The 20,746-nt window shown below is 30.0% G+C and carries 23 protein-coding genes and 1 riboswitch; of the genes, 4 read left to right on the forward strand and 19 right to left on the reverse strand.

What is annotated here, in order from left to right; translation table 11 throughout:
• Positions 1 to 15: 15 nt before the first annotated feature.
• From folP to JHL18_RS00790, 3 genes are read right to left on the reverse strand one after another with little or no spacing between them, the layout of a single operon-like run.
• The gene (gene folP / locus JHL18_RS00780) at positions 16 to 825 is read right to left on the reverse strand and encodes a dihydropteroate synthase (RefSeq protein ID WP_200265730.1); all 810 of its coding nucleotides are present in this window, start codon (positions 823 to 825) and stop codon (positions 16 to 18) included.
• Between the two features lie 23 nt (positions 826 to 848).
• Positions 849 to 1,322, reverse strand: coding sequence for an HD domain-containing protein (locus JHL18_RS00785; RefSeq protein WP_200265731.1), 474 nt, complete (start codon positions 1,320 to 1,322; stop codon positions 849 to 851).
• Between the two features lie 48 nt (positions 1,323 to 1,370).
• Positions 1,371 to 1,511, reverse strand: coding sequence for a hypothetical protein (locus tag JHL18_RS00790; protein WP_200265732.1), 141 nt, complete (start codon positions 1,509 to 1,511; stop codon positions 1,371 to 1,373).
• A gap of 408 nt (positions 1,512 to 1,919) precedes the next feature.
• Between JHL18_RS00790 and JHL18_RS00795 the strand changes: the two genes are divergently transcribed.
• On the forward strand, positions 1,920 to 2,759 hold the full coding sequence (locus JHL18_RS00795; protein WP_200265733.1) for a PHP domain-containing protein: 840 nt from the start codon (positions 1,920 to 1,922) through the stop codon (positions 2,757 to 2,759).
• A gap of 131 nt (positions 2,760 to 2,890) precedes the next feature.
• Here the strand turns inward: JHL18_RS00795 and JHL18_RS00800 are convergent, their stop codons facing one another.
• The 5 genes from JHL18_RS00800 to JHL18_RS00820 form a co-directional block, all read right to left on the reverse strand.
• A complete protein-coding gene (locus JHL18_RS00800; RefSeq protein WP_200265734.1) occupies positions 2,891 to 3,175 on the reverse strand; it encodes a phage holin in 285 nt (94 codons plus the stop codon).
• Between the two features lie 135 nt (positions 3,176 to 3,310).
• Positions 3,311 to 4,714, reverse strand: coding sequence for an aminopeptidase (locus JHL18_RS00805; RefSeq protein WP_200265735.1), 1,404 nt, complete (start codon positions 4,712 to 4,714; stop codon positions 3,311 to 3,313).
• 87 nt (positions 4,715 to 4,801) lie between these two features.
• A complete protein-coding gene (locus JHL18_RS00810; RefSeq protein ID WP_200265736.1) occupies positions 4,802 to 5,731 on the reverse strand; it encodes a magnesium transporter CorA family protein in 930 nt (309 codons plus the stop codon).
• Between the two features lie 62 nt (positions 5,732 to 5,793).
• Positions 5,794 to 6,705 carry an HPr(Ser) kinase/phosphatase gene (gene hprK / locus JHL18_RS00815; RefSeq protein WP_200265737.1) on the reverse strand — a complete coding sequence of 304 codons (912 nt, stop codon included), beginning with the start codon at positions 6,703 to 6,705 and terminating at the stop codon, positions 5,794 to 5,796.
• A 16-nt stretch (positions 6,706 to 6,721) separates the two neighbouring features.
• The gene (locus tag JHL18_RS00820; RefSeq protein WP_200265738.1) at positions 6,722 to 6,901 is read right to left on the reverse strand and encodes a DUF896 domain-containing protein; all 180 of its coding nucleotides are present in this window, start codon (positions 6,899 to 6,901) and stop codon (positions 6,722 to 6,724) included.
• Between the two features lie 336 nt (positions 6,902 to 7,237).
• On the opposite strand from JHL18_RS00820, the gene JHL18_RS00825 reads away from it, so the two are divergent.
• Positions 7,238 to 7,456: a hypothetical protein gene (locus JHL18_RS00825; protein ID WP_207752936.1), complete on the forward strand. Its 219-nt coding sequence runs from the start codon at positions 7,238 to 7,240 to the stop codon at positions 7,454 to 7,456.
• A gap of 131 nt (positions 7,457 to 7,587) precedes the next feature.
• On the opposite strand, the gene JHL18_RS00830 is transcribed toward JHL18_RS00825, so the two are convergent.
• The 4 genes from JHL18_RS00830 to helD all read right to left on the reverse strand — a co-directional run bounded on the left by JHL18_RS00830 (position 7,588) and on the right by helD (position 12,252).
• Positions 7,588 to 7,983, reverse strand: coding sequence for a hypothetical protein (locus tag JHL18_RS00830; protein ID WP_200265739.1), 396 nt, complete (start codon positions 7,981 to 7,983; stop codon positions 7,588 to 7,590).
• Between the two features lie 17 nt (positions 7,984 to 8,000).
• On the reverse strand, positions 8,001 to 8,258 hold the full coding sequence (locus JHL18_RS00835; protein WP_200265740.1) for a DUF1292 domain-containing protein: 258 nt from the start codon (positions 8,256 to 8,258) through the stop codon (positions 8,001 to 8,003).
• 153 nt (positions 8,259 to 8,411) lie between these two features.
• A complete protein-coding gene (locus JHL18_RS00840; protein ID WP_200265741.1) occupies positions 8,412 to 9,578 on the reverse strand; it encodes an FprA family A-type flavoprotein in 1,167 nt (388 codons plus the stop codon).
• Between the two features lie 373 nt (positions 9,579 to 9,951).
• On the reverse strand, positions 9,952 to 12,252 hold the full coding sequence (gene helD, locus JHL18_RS00845; protein WP_200265742.1) for an RNA polymerase recycling motor HelD: 2,301 nt from the start codon (positions 12,250 to 12,252) through the stop codon (positions 9,952 to 9,954).
• 623 nt (positions 12,253 to 12,875) lie between these two features.
• Here helD and JHL18_RS00850 point away from each other — a divergent pair.
• Complete coding sequence (locus JHL18_RS00850) at positions 12,876 to 13,718, forward strand: SDR family oxidoreductase (protein WP_200265743.1); 843 nt, start codon at positions 12,876 to 12,878, stop codon at positions 13,716 to 13,718.
• Positions 13,719 to 13,846: 128 nt separating this feature from the next.
• Here JHL18_RS00850 and JHL18_RS00855 read toward each other — a convergent pair whose 3' ends face one another.
• Positions 13,847 to 14,365: an ECF transporter S component gene (locus JHL18_RS00855; protein WP_200265744.1), complete on the reverse strand. Its 519-nt coding sequence runs from the start codon at positions 14,363 to 14,365 to the stop codon at positions 13,847 to 13,849.
• Between the two features lie 219 nt (positions 14,366 to 14,584).
• Between JHL18_RS00855 and JHL18_RS00860 the strand changes: the two genes are divergently transcribed.
• The gene (locus JHL18_RS00860; protein WP_200265745.1) at positions 14,585 to 15,046 is read left to right on the forward strand and encodes a DUF2383 domain-containing protein; all 462 of its coding nucleotides are present in this window, start codon (positions 14,585 to 14,587) and stop codon (positions 15,044 to 15,046) included.
• Positions 15,047 to 15,151: 105 nt separating this feature from the next.
• Here JHL18_RS00860 and def read toward each other — a convergent pair whose 3' ends face one another.
• From def to JHL18_RS00890, 6 genes are all read right to left on the reverse strand, one after another.
• Positions 15,152 to 15,625 (reverse strand): peptide deformylase, encoded by a 474-nt coding sequence (def, locus tag JHL18_RS00865; RefSeq protein WP_200265746.1) that lies wholly within the window; start codon positions 15,623 to 15,625, stop codon positions 15,152 to 15,154.
• A 106-nt stretch (positions 15,626 to 15,731) separates the two neighbouring features.
• Positions 15,732 to 17,000 carry a DUF4097 family beta strand repeat-containing protein gene (locus tag JHL18_RS00870; RefSeq protein WP_200265747.1) on the reverse strand — a complete coding sequence of 423 codons (1,269 nt, stop codon included), beginning with the start codon at positions 16,998 to 17,000 and terminating at the stop codon, positions 15,732 to 15,734.
• A gap of 2 nt (positions 17,001 to 17,002) precedes the next feature.
• A complete protein-coding gene (locus JHL18_RS00875; RefSeq protein ID WP_200265748.1) occupies positions 17,003 to 17,743 on the reverse strand; it encodes a hypothetical protein in 741 nt (246 codons plus the stop codon).
• A 244-nt stretch (positions 17,744 to 17,987) separates the two neighbouring features.
• Positions 17,988 to 18,137, reverse strand: coding sequence for a hypothetical protein (locus tag JHL18_RS00880; protein ID WP_200265749.1), 150 nt, complete (start codon positions 18,135 to 18,137; stop codon positions 17,988 to 17,990).
• Between the two features lie 296 nt (positions 18,138 to 18,433).
• Complete coding sequence (metF, locus tag JHL18_RS00885; RefSeq protein ID WP_200265750.1) at positions 18,434 to 19,318, reverse strand: methylenetetrahydrofolate reductase [NAD(P)H]; 885 nt, start codon at positions 19,316 to 19,318, stop codon at positions 18,434 to 18,436.
• Between the two features lie 93 nt (positions 19,319 to 19,411).
• Positions 19,412 to 19,589, reverse strand: a riboswitch (SAM riboswitch).
• 178 nt (positions 19,590 to 19,767) lie between these two features.
• Positions 19,768 to 20,721 (reverse strand): MraY family glycosyltransferase, encoded by a 954-nt coding sequence (locus JHL18_RS00890; protein WP_200265751.1) that lies wholly within the window; start codon positions 20,719 to 20,721, stop codon positions 19,768 to 19,770.
• Between the last annotated feature and the right edge of the window lie 25 nt (positions 20,722 to 20,746).

Here is a 20,746-nt window from a genome sequence, read left to right on the forward strand (position 1 = left end):
TTTGTCCTCCTAAGTTTATCTATTTCTTATAATAGCATCAGTCATCACTGCTGCTCTTTTATTTTCTTTTACATCATGAACTCTTACAAAATCATATCCTTTTATTATACCTATTGCCGTTGTAGCTAAAGTGCCTTCAAGTCTTTCATCCACTGGCAAATTTAAAGTGTTTCCTATAAGGGATTTTCTAGAAGTTCCTAAAAGCAAAGGATATCCTAAACATTTAAACTTTTCTAAATTATTCATTACATATAAATTCTGTTCATAGCTTTTAGCAAAGCCTATACCTGGATCCAGTATTATATTTTCTTTTTTCACACCAGCAGCTATGGCTATATATATTGATTCTTCAAAATCAACTAGCATATCCTCTATTATATCTCCGTAGTCAGTATTATTTCTGTTATGCATAAGGCAGCAAGGCACATCATATCTTGCAGCTACTTCTGCAATATACTTATCCTTTTTAAATCCCCAAACATCATTTATTAAATTAGCTCCAGCCTTTATAGCTTCTTCAGCAACTTTTCCTTTGTACGTATCTATAGATATAGGTATATCAAATTTTTCTCTAATAGCTTTAATGATTGGAATAACTCTTTGAATCTCTTCCTTTTCATCAATAGGTTCGTGATTAGGTCTTGTAGATTCTCCACCAATATCAATGATATCTACGCCTTCTGCTATCATAACTTCAGCATGCTCAATTGCATGCTTTGAACAATTAAACTTTCCGCCATCCGAAAATGAATCTGGTGTCAAATTAAGAATTCCCATTATATAAGTCCTATCACCAATAATAAATTCTTTATTTCCTATGTACATCATTTCCACCTCTAAATAAAATACTAATATGTTATATTATAATTTCTTTTTTCTTCATCCCAATTACAAGTAGCAGTTGCTTTGCATGCATAGCAGTCTCTCGAAATTTTATCGCTCTTATAAAATATATAACCAAACCCATTCTGTTTATCATTTCTGTGATTTGAAATAACTTTAAGCACTTTATCACTTTCTACTTCATTAAAGTTTGCTTCCTTCAATAAAACTTTAGCAATATCATAAGATGCCTCATGATGAGGTGTCCCATCCTCATATTGCTTAAATCTCCCTATATCATGTAATATAGCTGCAGCATATACTACTTCCTTTGAAATTTGTATATTTTCTTCTAGTACCATAATATAAGCTATCCTTGCAACGTCTAAGAAATGTTTTAAATCATGTCTACAATATATCCTATCAACCTCATAAGCTTCAATTTGTGAGAGGTACGATTTATACTTTGGACTATTTAATATATAATTAACTCTATCCATCTTATCACCATAATTTCTTAATAATATTAATAGATATCTTTCACCAGTTTATAATTTTATAAGACTGAGCACTTCATTCCTCCTAGCAATCCTGTCATGATTCTCTATCAAACCTTCTCTATTTAGATCTTGGCCTATAGCTCCAATTATCAATTTTGCTACTTGCCTTATTTTATCACGATCTATCATATATTGCCTCCTGTATTCTAAACCTATGTCTTATATTTCAAATAAAATATATATTTGATAGTCCTATTACTATTAATAGTTAACGAAAATATCGCTCAGTTTTAATTAGATAAAACTGGATTATATATTCCGCTGAACTGATAAACTACTTTAGTCCTTAAACTCCAAATAAAGCTTTCGATGGTTCTACGAATCTTTATTTGGATAAATTCTAATATGAAGTAGTTTATCTATAGATGTACCACTTCGAACCGAAATCTATTTTTAAAACTCTCACGGCTTCTGGTGAGAGAATTTAAAAATACTAAATTTTATTACGAAGTGGTACATCTACATAGTAATGTATGTTAAAATCATTATATCAAAAAATACCGAAAAATACATAGTCTCGAAAGGAATGATACTCTTTTGAATATAAAAGCAGAATTTCATTGTCATACAACTTCTTCTGATGGCAAACTTTCTCCAACTGAAGTAGTAAAGAGAGCAAAGTCAAAAGGAATTGAATATTTGGCTATTACTGATCACGATAATACCGAAGGAATAGACGAGGCTCTAGAGGCAGCTAAACTTTATGGCATTAAGCTGATACCAGGTATTGAGCTTTCGTGTAATAACAAAGAAAGTGTTCATGTATTAGGTTATTTTAGAGATGATTCTTATAAAGATGAAAGCTTACAAAAATTTTTAAGAGACCTAAAAAACTCTAGGGTAGATAGAGCTAAAAGCATCGTAGATAAATTAAAGACCTATTTTAATATAGAACTTGATTATGAAAAGGTATTAGAAAAAGGAGAAGGTATAGTAGCACGTCCTCATATCGCCGAAAGTATAATTGAAGCTGGATATAATTATAGTTGGGATTACATCTTTGATAACATTATAGGAAATAATTGTCCTGCCTATGTACCAAATAAAATCATTACTGTAGAGGAAGGGATAGCATTATTAAAAAAATATAATGCAGTGGTGATACTTGCACACCCAATACTTCTCAAGAAAAACTCTCCAGAGGATTTATTAAAATTTGAATTTGATGGGTTGGAAGCAGTATATTTCATGAACTTTAAAAAAGATCAAGATTACTTAGTAAGTCTTTGTAGAAATAATAACCTAGTTTTCACTTGCGGATCTGATTTTCATGGAATAACTGAAGGGGATACTAAACATGGCGATATAGGTGATATGTCAATAGATGAAGAGGATTTTAATAAGTTTATGGCGCTTTATAAAAACCTAGCAAACTAAATAAAATATCTAAGTTACAGTAGCTTGAAAATTTTATATTTCCTTATTCATTAAAAAATTTTAGATTTACTTATAACTTAAGAAAGAGATTCTTTTTTGAAGAATCTCTTTTTATTTACATCAATATCTCTTTATTTAACTTCATTGTTTTCTCTAGATATAGTTGCTTCAGTAACTTCATCATATTTTTCTTCTGCTATAGGTTCTTCTTTCTTAGATTTATCATCAAAAAACCACTTTGCAGCTGTAGTAGGGTCATTTAATATACCTGCCATTACAAGTATTGTTAGAAGCGCATTTATAATATCCTTATAATTCGAAGGAAGTATATCTAATCCAAAACCCTGTAAAACCATAGGAATTAATGCTGCTATTGCAACCCATAGTCCGTAATTTCTAAATCTCGACTTGTCCATAATTAATCCTCCTTCATTAGTATATTCTATTATATTCACAAAAAACATTTTTGTTCATAAATATACTAAATTAACGTTATTAAGTATAGACATTATTATAGGGTTAAGCATCAGCTTAACCCTATGTTTTAATAATTACGCTTCTACTAAGAAAGCTTCATACCCTCTAACTGCTTCATATATATCAGCTTTTGAGGCAACTTCCCATGGAGCATGCATATTTTGGAGTGCAATACCACAATCAATTACTTCCATATTATACTCTGCAAGTATATATGCTATGGTGCCACCGCCACCTTGGTCCACCTTTCCAAGTTCAGCTGTTTGCCAAGCAACATTATGCTTATCCATTATAGCTCTTATCTCTGCTACAAATTCTGGGTTGGCATCATTACAACCACTCTTACCTCTTGAACCTGTGTACTTATTAAATACTATTCCCTTTCCAAAGAAAGCTGCATTCTTCTTTTCCATAACAGATGGATAATTCGGATCAAAAGCTGCACTAACATCGGAAGAAAGCATCTTTGAATTAGTTAAACATCTTCTAAGCTTAAGCTCACTATACTCGCCTACTCTATCCATAACTTCAGCAACTATATTTTCGAAAAACTTAGAATGCATTCCAGTAGCACCTACACTACCTATTTCTTCTTTATCCACAAACAATGCAACACATGTCTTCTCTGTTTCCTCTATGTTTGCTATTGCTTCAAAAGAAGTAAATGCGCATATTCTATCATCATGTCCATATGCCATCACCATACTTCTATCAAGTCCATAGTCTCTTGCCTTACCTGCAGGTACTATTTCTAGCTCTGCTGAAACGAAGTCTTCTTCTGTAATATCATACTTTTCATTTAATATAACAAGTATATTTTCTTTTACTTTTTCTTTTACATCTTTATCTTTTACCGGTCTACTTCCAACTAAAAGATTTAAATCTTCACCTTCTACAACCTTGTCCCCCTTCTTACCTAATTGATCAGCAGACAAGTGTATAAGTAAATCCGAAACCCCAACTACAGGATCGTTATCATCTTCACCTATTACTACATTTACAATCGTACCATCTTTTCTCACAACCACACCATGTATAGCAAGAGGGATAGCAACCCATTGATATTTCTTTACTCCACCATAATAATGTGTTTCTAAAAGTGCTAATTCAGAATCTTCATATAGTGGGTTCTGCTTTATATCAAGTCTTGGCGAATCTACATGAGCCCCTAGAATTGTAAGACCTTTTTCAAAAGATTGCTTTCCTATAACAAACATAGCTAGAGTTTTGCCCATATTGTTAGCATAAACCTTATCTCCAGCTTTTAGAGCGTCTCCATTTTTTATGATTTCTTTTAAATCCTTATAGCCTTTTTTCTCAGCCATTTTTATAAATTCATCTACACACTCTCTTTCAGTTTTGCAAACTGACATAAATTGTTTGTATCTATCGCTTACTTCAAAAACCTTTTTAACATCCTCATTCGAATACTTATCCCAAGCATTAGGGATTTCTCTGGTCAATGTCTTCTTAGTCATATTTGTCCTCCTTTTATACCTATAATGATTATATGTTTAATCTTATAAACAATCATATTTAAAAAATTCATCTTAATTTATAAAACATTAAAGTAACTTTTTCCCTTTGAATATAGCCATTAAAATTACTACTAAAAATGCCATAGTACCTACCAATCCCTCAAAGGCAAATCTATCATTCTTAAAAGGAATATGTTCAAAACTCATCCCAAAGATGGCTGTTATAAGTTGCAAAGGGAGAAATACAGCAGTTATTATTGTAAAAGCCTTCATGAGTTCATTTGTTCTGATACCTATTTCAGCTTCATACGCTTCTCTTACCATAGCGAGATCCTGAGCTAGACTCTCCATGGAAGCTAATAACTTTTCTATTTTATCATTCAAATTTTTAAATAAATACATTTGATCATGCTCTATTACATTATTCTCATTGAGTAGCAGTGCATCGCCTATATATCTAAGCGGATTAAGAAGTTTTCTTAGTTTATAACTCTCTCTTCTTAACGATACAAGTTTATTTATATGTTTTGATTTAGGAGATTTTAATATATCTAGTTCTATTCTATCAGCTTCTGTCTCTAAATCTGCAATAATATTATAATTATTTATTATAAGTCTATCTAGAATATAATATAAGATTATGTAAGGTTTACAATTTTCTTTTAATATAAAACAATTTTTATCCTTCTCAATATCTTCCATCAGATTAGATATAAGTTTCACTTCATTTTTGTAAACAGTAATAATAAAATTTTTACCTAGGTATATATCAATCTCTCTAGGAATTATCTCTAAGTCTTCATTGTCAAGTGCGTTAAAAACCATAAAAGAATAATTTTTATAATAATCTATTCTAGGATACTGTCTAAAATTCTGGCACTCTTCAATAGTTTCAGCAGAGAATATAACTCCAAGTTTATGAACTTCCTTTTGATCACAACAGATCCAATAATAAGATCTTTCTAGTTCCCATTGGTCTACCACTGTTAAATTATCACAAATATCATATACAATCATAAATATCACCTTTTTTTAAACGCTCTATCTATTATGTACATGAAATAAAGAACTTATGTGAATTATTCTTCAGTTTTATTCATTCTGCTTTCAATTATGTCAACTGGAGTTGTATCTGACATAAGATTATATCTATAATTGGCTGCTGCAGCCTCGATTATTACAGCAATATTTCTACCAGGTCTTATAGGAACTCTCATTCTTCGTATGTTAACTCCTAAGATATCAACAAATTCAGCATTAATTCCTAATCTATCATAATCTCCGTCATCTCTCCAATGCTCTAAATGAATAGCAAGCTTTATCTCCTTTGATGCTAGTACCGAACTTAATCCATATAGCGCAGATACATCGATTATTCCCATACCTCTAACTTCTAACATTCCAAACGTAATATGAGGTGATGTTCCTATTAAATCTTCATCTATCTCTTTTATATCAACTGCATCATCAGTAACAAGTCTATGCCCTCTTTTTATAAGTTCAAGGGCTGTTTCACTTTTTCCTATTCCACTTTCACCAGTAATTAAAATCCCTATACCATACACATCAACTAACACTCCATGAAGCCTGGTTTCAGGTGCCATTTTATCTGCTAGATATATAGTAGTTTTACTCATAAACTTTGTTGTCATCATTTCAGTTCTAAGAACCCATGTTTTGTTTTTCTGAGCAGCCTTTATAAGCTCTTCATGAGGATCTAAACTTCTTGTGATCACAAGACAACTTACATTAAAGCTAAAAAACTTATTAACTCTTTTTTTTCTAAGATCAACTCCCATATCATCTAAAAAGCTCCATTCGGCTTTTCCAATAACTTGTATCCTTTCTGGAGCAAAATAATTATAAAACCCTGCAAGTTGTAATCCAGGCCTGTTTATGTCGCTTACAGTTATAGGAATATTCTTTTCACCTTCTACTAATACTTCAAAATCAAAATCTTTAACTAATTTTTCAACGGTTACAATACCCATAAAATATCATCCTTCATTATTTCTTTAAATTTTTAGGTTCAATTGTATTTAATTGCGATCTAAAATTACTTTTTACTCTTTCTATATAATCTTTTCTCAATTCTTGCTGCTCTTCTTTTTCTTGTTCGTTTAACCCTTCTTCTTTACTCTTCTTATATAAAAAATTAATTCTTTCAATTAGTTGTTCAATATTCATTGAAATTCTCCTTCTTAAGTTCAATAATTCATAATCAAAAATTAATTATGTGTCTAGTTTTTATTTTACCTTTCTCTAAACTATTTATCAACAACAAATCTTTAGACGAAATTCTACAATCTCATTTTATTACATTTATGTAAAATTCTACATTTGCAGACTTTTACATAATTTTCCACTTGTTGCTTTATGCGTTTTGGGGCATTTTGTTAAGATTTTATAGCGTTAATTGTAACAATTTGACTTATGAATTTTTTTTACAAAAATACAAAATTTGTTATAATAATATTACGCTACTAATAAGTTAATAATTTAATTAGATTGGAGGATAAACTTATGTATTCTTACAAATTAGAAAAAAAGATTATCAGGAGAAAGCTTTTACTAAACTTTGTTCTCAATTTTCTATCACCTACTAATATTTTGGTAATAAAACTAAGTGAGAATTTGGACAAGCTTATAGTTAAACAACAAAAACATTTGCTAAAAAAGCATTTAGGTAAGAGCTGCTTAGGAAAGAAAAGACTGAGAGGCCTTTATAAAAATATAGCTTAATATTGTCGGGGTTTAGAATATGTACTATAAATTTTTAGGACACTAAAAAGCCTCTTTAGAAATCAACTAAAGAGGCTTGATAGAATATGAAGTTTACTTTTACATATATAAAAAACTATAATTCTGAATTTTTATAGACCTAGTTGATCCATAACATCATCAATATCTAAATCTTTATCTTCTTCGAAAAATACAGCTATAAATTCATTGTAATTGTAATTTGAAGGATCAAGGTCATAAGAAACAAACTGAGCTTGAATCTCAAATTCTTCATTTATTTCATCAATTATATCACTTACGTTATCTATAGCTATATCACTCAAATAAGGTAAGAAGAATTCTGAATACCATTCTTCACTCTCTTCTTCATGATCACTCTCTTCATTTGAATACGCCTTAGCTGCGCTCAATTCGTCACTGTCGAAGTCATAGAAGAATCTTAATACAAGACCTTCCTTATATTCAATTTCTTGAACATCTACTAATTCATTTTCACTTAAAAATTTAATAATCTCCGATTTCTTCATTATTTAACCTCCATTAATTAATACAATAATTTCTTATATTCTTTTTTTACAGCTTCAAACTCTTTATCATCTTCAACAAGGTTATATTCTTCCTTACCTTCTACTTCATCTACTCTAAATATAAATGCATCTTCTTCATCAGCACCTTCTTCAAGCGGTGATAATATCAAGTACTCCTGTTCCTCTAAGTATATTCTAGCAACAGCTTCAAAATCCACCTTGTTACCATTCTCGTCTCTAAAAGACATTATTTCCTTTTCATCTAAATCACTCATAAAAAATCTCCTCATATATTATAAATTTAAAATAAAATTTTCTCTTTTATATGTATTATAATTCCATTAATTAAAACATCTATTCTAAAAACATACTTCTTTTTAATACAGTAAAAGAACACTATAGATTTGATAGTGTTCTTTATAATTTTCTTAAACTAAACTCATGAAGTTTTCAACGAACTCGTCTGCATTTTTAAAGTCTGCTTCTGATGGCACGAAATTCACCTTAAGTCCGTCTATTGTTTTTAGTTTTAAACTCTTAAGTCTTTCAGTCAGCATTGGCACACCTTCTCCACTCCATCCAAAGGATCCAAAGGCTGCTGCTGGTTTTGATCTATTTATTATAGGATTAACCAATGACAATAAATCCCATGATGGCTTAACAGCATCTTGATTTATAGTAGGAGAACCTATAAGAAAAGCAGAACTATTGTCTATAAGTTCAGCAGCTTTTTCTATAGGCATTGAAGTTATTTCATGAACCTCAACCTTTATGCCCTTTTCTGCTATCTTTTCTGTAACATACTTAGCTATGGCTTCTGTGTTTCCGTAAGCTGATATGTAAAACACTTGAACATTCTTTTCAACTGCCTCTACAGTAGCCCATTTATCATAAAGATCTAAGTATTTTTTTGCATCAGCTACATGTAAAGGTCCATGGCTCGGAGCAATTATATCTATATTTAGACCATCTATTTTTGTTAGTGCTTGCTTTACAAACTTTTTAAATGGTCCCATTATTACTTCAAAATAGTATTTCATTTCTTCAAAATAATCGTCAGAGAAACTATCAGTTAATGCTCCTTCAGGACAATAATGACAACCTGTGAAATCGCAAGTGAATAAAAGAGCTTTATCCTCTACATAAGTAAATATAGTATCTGGCCAGTGAAGGTTAGGAGCTGATATAAACTTTAAAGTAGTGCTCCCTAAATTTAAATCTTCTTTAGCTTCAATAGCTTCGAAAGGCTTATTTACAATATTCTTAAGATAGTTTATTGCGGCTCTTGAGCCAACTATTTTAGCATTTGGATAGTCTTCCATAAGTCTAACAATAGATCCGCTATGATCTAATTCTGTATGCTGAACAATTATATAGTCTACAGCTTTTTCACCTATTATATGAGTTATATTTTCTTTAAATTCATTATAAAATCCGTTCTTAACGCTATCAACTACAGCTATCTTATCATCATTTATAAGATATGAGTTATAGGTTGTACCCTTTTTTGTTTCCATTATAATATCGAATACTCTTAATTCAGCGTCTTTAACACCAATCCAATATATATTATCTCTAATCTTTTCTACGCTCATTGTACTACCTCCATAACTGTAATAAAATAAAAACCACATAAATTGTACCATAGAAGCTTGTATTTTACAATCTTATCCACACTTGCCCAAACCATATGCAAATACGTCTTTGTTATTACAATATCATCTTCTCTTGCTTAGTTATTGCTATATATTTAGACTACTAAAACTCCCCTATTAAAGATGCATCACTTTAAACCAAAATTTATTATTAAAACCTTCACAGCTTCTTATGATAAAATTTAATAATAAAATCTTATTACAAAGTGAACATATAGACTAGAGGAGTTTTTATAAATATTTATTCTATTGAAATTAATTATAAGTTTTTATTTATATTTGTTTTTTTCTTTAAAGTTCAACTAAAAATAAGTTAACCATCACTGAGCAAACTGCTGATATTGCCATTGTAAAAAACATACTGATAATGAAGTGCTCTCGTCAAAACAACATATAGCAGCTTCTTATCAAGCTCGTTATCTCTATATATTTGATCATTACAATTAAACACTATAGAGCAGTCAAATTCCAGTCCTTTAGTTAAATAGGATGGTATTATTATCTTATCTAATTTTATATTTTTATCTGCTTCTTTTATGAGCGTCCAATCATACATAGAGTTTTTCTTCATTATATCTCTTATTTTCTTGCACTCATCAAAGGTTCTTCCTATTATAGCTACGCTGTTCTTGCCACTGTTTATGACTTTATTTACAATTGCATCTGTTTCCTTTGCAAAATCATTATTATTTTCATATTGTATAATTTTAGGTTCTTCCCCATGCCTTAGTACAGGGGTCGCAGGCCTTAGATTATTTTTTTGTTTCTTTAACACCTGATTTGCAAACTCTATTATTTCTATGGTTGATCTATAGCTCTGAGTTAAAGGTATATAAGTACATTCACCTCTAAATACATCATCAATAAGCTTCTCCCATTGATCAATTCCTTTATAATAATATATTCCCTGCCCTAAATCTCCTACTATTGTCATAGAGTTACCTAACGCTAACATCGCAGCTACACACATCTGCAGCGGGGAATAATCTTGAGCTTCATCTATAACTATATGTTTATATTTCTTATCGTCTGGGACACCTTCCACCATAAGCTTTAGGTATAACAACGGAGCTATATCATCACTATCAATTACTCCTTGTTCGTCATCGTTTTCTAACACTTCAACTATATGATTCCAAAGTTTTTTAGGTATAACTCCATCTGTTAATTCATCAAAAAGTTCTTCTTCTTTAAACAATCTCTTGTATAGATTCTTAGTATCTATACCCTTCCAGTTATCAAAATAAGCATCAAACTCACTCTTACCTTCTGCTCTTATCTTATTTTTAAAAGCATCTCTTTCATCATATATCTCTATTAGCTTTTGTCGTCTCTCTAAACAATCATCCATTTGTTTTTTTATTCTTGAGATTTGATATTCATACTGAAAATCTATCTTTTCGATGACCTTCATTAGTTTTTCATTCAGCTTTAAGGAGAAGTATCTCTTTATCTCATCTTTTCTTTTATTAATTGGCATATGTTTCATATCCTGAACATATAGCCTCTTTATTTCTGTTTTCTCAAAGATCGTAAAACCTTGAATCGTTATATTTTCCATGTTGGAAGACTCTCTTTCTAATATAAGAAGAAATCTATCCATGATAGACTTAAATACCATAGATCCTTTTATTTTACTAGAATTAGTTATATATTTAACTTCTTCGGAATCTTCATTCTCCAACACATTCTGGAGCTTTTTATCCTTTGAATATAACTTTCCTTTTATTTTTAAGTAGTCTATAGCAAACTCCTCGAAAGTCTTTTGCTTTACTTCTCCAACTCCTAGTGTTGGAAGAACTTCAGATATATAATCTAAAAAAAGCTTATTAGGCGCTACCACTAAAATATCTTGCCCATCTAACTTTTCCTTATATCTGTAAAGTAAATAAGCAAGTCTATGGAGTGCCACAGTGGTCTTACCTGACCCTGCTGATCCCTGTACTATTATTGGTGCATTCTTTTCCGCTCTTATAATTTCATTTTGTTCTTTTTGTATTGTAGCGACTACTTCTTTTAGCTTTCGTCCAGTGCTTTGTTCAAGATTTATTTTTAAAAATTCATCAATTAATGCATTTTCACCACTGTCATCTATTGCATTTTTTAATATAATTTCATTAATTCCCTCATCGAAAATATCTTTTATATCTCCTTGATCAAAAAGAAATTTTCTCTTTAATGAAAGGTTCCCTTGAACTACTCCAATAGGTGCTCTATAATATGCATCACCTTGTGTCCCACTATAATATAAATCTGCTAAAGGCGCTCTCCAGTCAATGACGAGTTCTTCTCCCTTACTCATATCTCCTAGCCCAAATTTCCCTATATAAAAAACTTCTTCCTTCTTCCTATACTCCCTAAAATCAATCCTAGCAAAGTATGGTTGTTCAATAGACTCTCTATACCTTTCAAGATTCTTGTGAACTATATTATATATCTTTTCTTCGGTCTCCAGTTCTTCGTTATACTTTCCTTTGGATGCTTTTTTCAGTTTTCCTATTTTATCTAAAAGTTTTTGTTCTTCATTCCCTTGAGTGTAAGCAGCATCTTCAAGCCACTGCTTAGTCTCTCTTAAATGCTTCTTTTCATAACTTAATTCTTCTTCTTTTATCATAATTCCACCACCTTTGGTATCCATCCACAGACCTTTTTACGCATCTGCCTTTCCCATTGTACAAGAGGAAAATATTGCAGGCTAATAAGTTTTGTTTTTTTACTGTATTTCAATAAAAAACTTCAAAACCCATTAAAGTATCTAAATCTAACGGCCATAAAAACTTTATACCTTTCTTTGCAGAAAAAATACTCAATTCTTATAAACTTAATATTTGGATTAAATATAAGCCAAATTTACTACTTTGCTTACATATATAATCAGCAACTATAATTTTACCAGTTAATAGTATTAAATCAATATATTTAGCCCTCATTTTAGGTTCCTATATCTTTAAATAAAAATTATATTAATTTTATACAATTGTTGTCAATAAACTTATAGTATATTTCATATAATTTAATGTAAATTTATATTTTGTACAAGTATAGCTTGAGTAATTACAGATAGACCAGTTCCAAATAATATATAACTAAGCAACTTAACTTCCATTAATAGTTAATAGAATCAGTAGCTAAGTTTTGTAGAGTAGAACCGGAGTATCTATAACTTACATTCAATCATCCTACAAAGTAAATACATTTAATATTACAACAACCAAACTAATGTAATGAGGTGAGTTTATGAAAATAATGGTCTTAGGTTCAAACGGTAATATTGGGAGTTATCTATCCAACTACCTAAAAAATATACATGAAATCATAGCTTTAGACAAAAACAATTTAGATATAACTGATAAGAATTCAGTTTTACAAACTATTAATTCAGCTTCGCCAGATATAGTTATACAAGCTGCAGGATTGGCTGATATAGATTTCTGTGAAAGCCACGAAACTGAATCTTATACTGTAAATACACTTGGAACACTAAATGTGGCTTATGCCTGTAATAGCCTGTCCATCCCTATTATGTACATCTCATCAGCTTATGTATATGGTGGCGAAAAGCATTCTCCGTACTTTGAAACTGATAAATGCATTCCAATAAATATATACGGCAAATCAAAACTCGCTGCCGAGAAACTTATTCGCACTATATGTAGTAAATACTTTATAATTAGAACTTCTTGGTGTTTTGGAGGAAATGATTGTTATATAAAAAAAGCGTTATCTCAAGCAAATGCTCCTATATTTCTAATTTCAGATGCCATCATAAATCCAACATATATAGAGGATTTATGTAACTCGATATCTCAAATTATAACCTCAGATTTTTACGGAGTATATAATTGCGTAAATGATGGATATACTTCAAAGCAAGAGGTCATAAAATATACCTTTGAATATTTTAATATACAAAAGAATGTTCTACCTCTATCTACAGAAGCTATTACAAATATCGCTCCAAGACCTAAATACACTGCAATGAATACATGTCTTTTATATAACTGCTTTAATATAAAAATGCCTTCTTGGAAAGACAGTATAACTCAATATTTAGATACTATAGTCAATTCAACTCAATAAGTTTTTTAGTATATTTAGATTATTTCTAAATATATAAAAGGTCGCCAGTAAAGGCGACCTTTTATATTAAAAACATTATTTGTACAAAAAATATCAATCTTCAAATATAAAACTAATTTTGGGTTCTATTATCTAGAAGTTGACGATAAAACTTTTCTAAAATCTTTTCTAGTAGCTTTAGATATAGCTTCTACCAAAACATATGTTATTGTACCATCTATAAAGTGGTGAATAATAGTTCCCACAAATACTGTTATGATTATAAACTGAAAATTAAACTGTGGAAAAGGCATAATTACTAAAGCTTCTAGCAATCCATGTATTGGCGAGGTAAAAACAACTGTTTTACCATATGAAACACCTTTCTTAATCATGTATGCACCTGCAAGTCCTACAAATACATGCATTAAGGCCCTTAATACCACCCAAATAGGCTTTCCAGCTATAATGAACCCTACAGCATTACCTAGCCCTACTGCTACAGCAGCAAAAGGCGATACAAACATACTTAAAAACATCGGAACATGTGATGCAATCGTAGCAGAAAAAGGTGGTATATAAACAGTGGCAAATCCAAAAGTAATTGGTATTATAATTGCTAGTGCTATAAGTACTGAAATATAAGTTAATTTTTTTGTTTTATTCATTATAAGTCTCCCCTTTTCAAATGTATATACACTAGTATACATTAAGAAATTACACTAGTAAACAGTTTGTTCATTTTTGAATAGACTTTCTTATAATATCTTTTAGACTTATATTATTAAATAGAGTATTCCTTAAATAAGAAGCATAAATACATCTTTTTTGCTAAAACTAAAATATAACCAAATTCTAAATATTTTACTTTACAGGAGGTGATTTTCATGTCAGTTGAGGCTCCATCAAAAGAAATAGTATTAGAATTAAATCGTTTTTTAAAAGGTATTCAAATGGGTATAGAAGCCTTTGAAAACCTACAACATAAAGCGAATGAGAATAGTTTAAAACAATGTTTTTTGCAAGTTCAATCAACCTATTTAAGCCATAGTAATATTTTAAGAGAAAGAATAGAACAACTTGGCGGCGTCCCAAAAGAGGGTGTGGGTATTACTGGTAAATTTGCTGAGGTATATGAAAAACTAAAGAATCTCACTGTAGATTCTGATGAAGAAGTGATTTTAGAAGCTTATAAAGCATGTAAAACAGGGTTTACTATGGGTGATAGATTTATTGAAGATACTGATAATCTTGACCCTATTAGTAAAGGAATAATAGAAACTATAGTTAAAGACAATAAAAATCTCGCTCAAATCTTTTTGAATAAAACATCTGAAAATAAATTTTAGGCATGAAAAATCGCTGAAGCGACTTTCTTCAGCGATCTTTTTACCATCTGCCTTTCCGAGTGTATATTCGAAAAGTTTGTCAGGCGAGTAATATTTATTTTTAATTTATTCTTCTTCGTCAACTAACTCGTACATTTCAATGGCTTGATCAACATACATAATCCCATCTAAGTGGTCTATCTCATGACAAAAACATCTTGCTAAAAGCCCTGTAGCCTCGTACTCTACAGCCACACCTTTTTCATTTAGTGCTTTTACCTTAACTTTTTTAGGTCTTTCAACTAACCCTTCAAAGCCAACATAACTTAGACATCCTTCGTACCCTTCTTCTTTACCTTCTCTATAAGTTATCTCAGGATTAATTAATACTATTGGTTCTGATCCATCTCGTAGGTCTATAAATACAACTCTTTTGTTTACTGCAATTTGAGGTGCTGCAAGACCAACACCATCTACAGAATATAATGTATCCTTTAAGTCCTTTACTAGTGCTAATGTTTGTGCATTTATTTCTTTAATAGGCGCTGATACTTTCTTTAAATGATCATCACCTAACTGAACTATCTTTCTTACTGGCATTAAGGTAACTCCTTTCAAAATCTATCTAAAAACATTATTACATACTAACCCTAATTACTTCAACTAAAATTTATAGATTCCAAGAAATCACCAAGTTTTTTATTTGCTAGTTTATATTTATAGAACCATTTTTTGTTTCCATCATAAAAAGAAACTTACCACCATTCACTTCGCCTTCTAAGGTGTTTTTGTTATTACTAGACAATCCAAAACTATTAGTTATAGACCCACTTTTTGTAGTGCATTTAAATTTAGCTGATTGTTCCTTTAAGATTCTACTATTTATATCTCCGAAAGCACTATATATGGTAATATCACCTTCTATAGGCTTATTACTTTCTAGCTTTATAGTACCATTATTAGCTTCTATATTTGCACCTTTCAGTGGATTGATTATGTTTACTTCTCCGTATTTACTTGATACTTTGGAGAATCCACTAATGTTCTTTTCAGTGAAGGATCCATTTGACCCTTTAAATTCTAGATCATCGCTTATATTTTCTATACTTGTTGACCCATAAGCATTTGAACTTATAACTTTTCCTTTTACATTGATTATATTAAGGGCTCCATTATTACAGCCTACATTAAGATTTCCCTCTACAGTATCAATCTTAACCGATCCATACTTATTATTTACTTCAAGATTCCCCTTGATATTACTGATATTAGTGTTTCCATTTGATTGATCAACTTTTCCATCACTAGAAATATTGGCGATCACAACATCTCCATAAGAACTTTTAATATTATATTTCACAGAATCAGGTAATTTTATAGTGAAATCTAATTTTTTAACTGCGCCGTCTTGTTTGTTTTGATTATAATTTGCTCCTACTACAAGATTTTCTCCATCTGTAAACTCAATGGCTTGTTTTTGCAATTCACTTATAACAGATTCATTATTATAACCAATAGTAATATTTGCTTCAATTTCTATCTTATCATTACCACTCTTATCAATAGAAATCTTCCCTTGTTTGTTTTCTATCGTCAAAGATTTCTTTGATTGAAATTCCATTTTGTTAGATACTATCTTTTCATTGCTAAAAGTATTTATAGATATGCCATTTCCGTTGAAAATTGAAACTCCATTTTTCGCAGCAAAACTTATACCACTGCTTATAAATACAAAAATAACTATAATTATAGCGATAAAAACGCTTTTACCATCTACAGTAACATTAAGTTTAGGATTTCCTGCTAAGAACGCTCCTACTACCAGTTCTATTCCCAAGCATATTATTAAAACTGGCCACCATTTTTCTATAATTTCAAAATAGTATAGATTCTGTATTCTTGCTACTATAAGCAATGTACCAAGCAATATCAGCCCAATACCTGCAGATAGCCTTCCTATCTTCCATTGTTTCATTATTAGTCCTCCCTATTAATTTCCTTCGGCTTCCCCATAAAAAGCATTTTAATACCAAATCCAATTAGAATTACGGAAGATAATATAACCTTTGTATAATCTTTAATCATATAAAATACTCTATTATCTACAAATTCACCTAAAAATCTGTTTGCTAATGCTATAAAACCTGCTGCTATAAACACTACGCCAAGAAGTTTAACCCAGTTATCAAACCACTTTCCTGAAAAATTTATTTCTGTTGTTTCTCTTACTCCCTTTACATTCATTAAATCTAATACAGAATAAATTATTATTGCTGGTACTCCTAGCCTTAAAATATCTATATTTACCAATGATGATAATATATAAACAATTAGGAATAGATATAACAACTTTTGACCTTTTTCTTTTTCTCCTAAGTAAAGTTGACCTAATCCTGGTATAACAGAAAGCATAAATGCAATTAATTTTCTTTCATCTTCACTACTTTTATCATCAGCTAAGTTTATCATTCCCTTATTTACTTTTTCTGCATTGATTACACAGTCTAATACGTTAAATATCCATAATGCAGGTATCGCTGCTTCGAACACCCTCGAATATCCTCCTACGATATCGTAAGAATGACTTAAGAAACTTGCTGTGAAGATATAAGACAAGAAACCTCCTAAGAATATTAATCCTCTATTATTTTCTCCTAAGTATATATGTCCAAGTCCTGGTATAAAAGAAAGAAAAAATGCTTTAAATTTACTTTTCATAATATGAATCCTCCTTGTAAATCTTATATGATAATAATAAATGCTAAAACTTAAGATTATAGTTAATAAATTCTTAACTTTTTCTTAAAGTCTTTAAAATCAAAAATATAAATGGAACATTAAATGAATCCATCCTTATATTGTAGCACAACCATAGACATTAACCAATATTTTACACAATGTATCCTTCGCAGCAAAAAAGTAGTTAAATTCAACATAGAGCTGAACTTAACTACTTGATGATTTAGAAATGTGGAGTTATTTCTTCTTTTTGGATTCTCTTTAAATCTTTTAATCTAAGCTTTGTTTCTTCCATTATCTTATCCCAAGATTCTCCATCTATAAGCATTTTTTTAGCAACTTCATATGCATGGTCTTTTTCACTTATTCCCATAGTTACCTCCTTATTATTAAGGCTTTATTTATTATTGTTCTAATTAAGGTATACTATTTTAGTAAACCCTTAATTAAAACTCAGTTCTAAACATAGCCATTATTTGATATATAAATATTTTTAAGGATCTAACTATAGTGTGTTGAACATTAAGTCTTCATATTCATTGAAATTCTTTCTAAACATTATTTCCTTTGGATATGTTTAAAAATATTGTTTAAATAAGCTCTTATGAAGTAGATAATCATATGACTAATCACTTAATCTAAGCTCATTACTTTAGTAGTGTCTTTGCCTTAAATAGCTTCTTCATTTATATGATTGATAAGTGATTCAATGCTATTAGTTATCTTCTTCGCAACATATGGATTATTCATAGTGTATAGATGAATACCACTTACTCCAGAAGATATCAAGTCAACAATTTGCTCTACTGCATAAGCTATACCTGCATCTCTTAGTGCTTCTTTATTATGTTCATATTTATCCATTATTTTTATAAATTTTTGCGGAAGGTATGCTCCTGAAAGTGATGCTATTCTCTCAATTTGTTTCTTATTTGTCACAGGCATTATACCAGCCTGAATCGGTACGTTTATGTTTTTGCTAGATACTTTATCAAGAAAGTTATAATACAAATTATTATCAAAAAACAGTTGTGATACTAAAAAATCTGCTCCTGCCTCTACCTTGTTTTTCAGATGCAATATATCATTATCTAAATTATCACTTTGAACATGTCCTTCTGGGTAACAAGCTGCTCCTAGACATAAATCTTCTTTGTCTCTTAAATGCTTAATAAGTTCATAAGCATAAGTATATCTATCACTTTTATTTTCTTCTCCATTCACATCGCCTCTTAAAGCTAAGATATTTTTAATGTTATTTTTATTTAAATCGTCAACAATCTTATTTATTTTATCTTCGCTTGAGTTAATGCATGTAAGATGAGCTAACGCTTCTATTCCATATTTATTTTTTACTAAAGAACTTAATTCACAAGTTCTGTTGTTATTAACGCTTCCACCAGCTCCATAGGTAACACTTATATAGTCTGGGTTTAAAACTGCTAATTCCTCTATTGTTTTATAAACTGTATCTATTGGCGAAGTAAGCTTTGGAGGAAATATTTCAAAAGAAAAAACCATCCTCTTGTGTTTAAATAAATCCTTAATTAGCATAGTAAGTCCTCCTTTAATTTTAAAATAAATTATTCTTTTTTAAAGAATAAAAAAACCTAGAGGATATACCTCTAGGTCTAAACCACAAAGCATATCCTATCTTCCAGTAAAAACTGCAGGATTTAGCACCTTTATATGCTCGGTTAATAATAAAATTTAACTTATATCAATTATTAGATATCCTAATTTCTATAAGTTAAGTCTTATATATAACCTATTATAAGGTTGCCGGGTTTCACAGGGCCAGTCCCTCCACCACTCTTGATAAGATGATTTATTCAATTATTTAATTTACAATTAGTTCAGTACTATATGTATATAATATCATATTATATACTATATTATTAATAATTTTCAATTAATTTTCACTTTTTATTTTCAAATTATTATTTAATCTATCAATATAGTATATTAATTTAATTAAGGTCATAAATATATAAGCTTAATGTTTATAATCTAAGTAACAGTATTAAAATAGATATAAGACTTAAACATGTACTTATTAAACATATATAAGAAACTACCTGCCTTGTATTCATTCCTTTTTGCTCAAGTCTATAATGTATTTGACTTCTATCTGCTTGATATACAGGTTTGCCTTCACTAAATCTCTTGAATATTACAAATATATTATCAAATATAGGTACCCCCAACGCTAAAAACGGGATGAATATGGACATTACCGTAGCCTGTTTAAAGGCACCATCTAAAGCTATTATAGCTAAAGTAAATCCTAAAAAATTAGCACCTGAATCCCCCATAAATATTCTTGCAGGATGCCTGTTATATTTAAGGAATCCTAATACTGCACCTACAAGTATTATTGACATAAGCGCTGAATCAGTTTGCCCTTTGGCAAGTGCTACTACAAATAAGGTTGTCGCTGATATGGTTGATATCCCACCTGCTAAACCATCCATTCCATCAGACCAATTAATAACTGTAGTGACTCCAAATATCCAAGTAATAGTAAGTAAGTATTTTAGTACGCCAGGTAACTCTATATAGCTACCGTTAAACGGATCTGTAATCCCATTAAATACTATACCTGATTTATATATTAGACTTGCTGCTAATATTTGTACTAAAACTCTTGGAAATATCATAAACTCTTTGCCTTTTGTCTTAAAATAATCATCTAATAATCCTATTAACAAAATCATTATTGATGAAACAAATAAATATAGACTTTGAGTTCTATCATTTCGTACTAATAAAAAATAACCTATAAAAAAACCAATGAACATAACTATACCACCAATTATAGGTATAGGTTTATCATGTTTTTTTCTCTCAGTAGGTTTATCTGTAAACTCTATTTTATGAGCTATTTTCATTAATGATGGAGTTATTAGTATTGCCACTAATGATGATACTAAAATACCTAAAATATAATTAAACATTAAAATCTCTCCTTTTATCCTAGGG

The organism is Clostridium yunnanense (assembly GCF_016595795.1).
Lineage (GTDB): Bacteria > Bacillota > Clostridia > Clostridiales > Clostridiaceae > Clostridium_AR > Clostridium_AR yunnanense.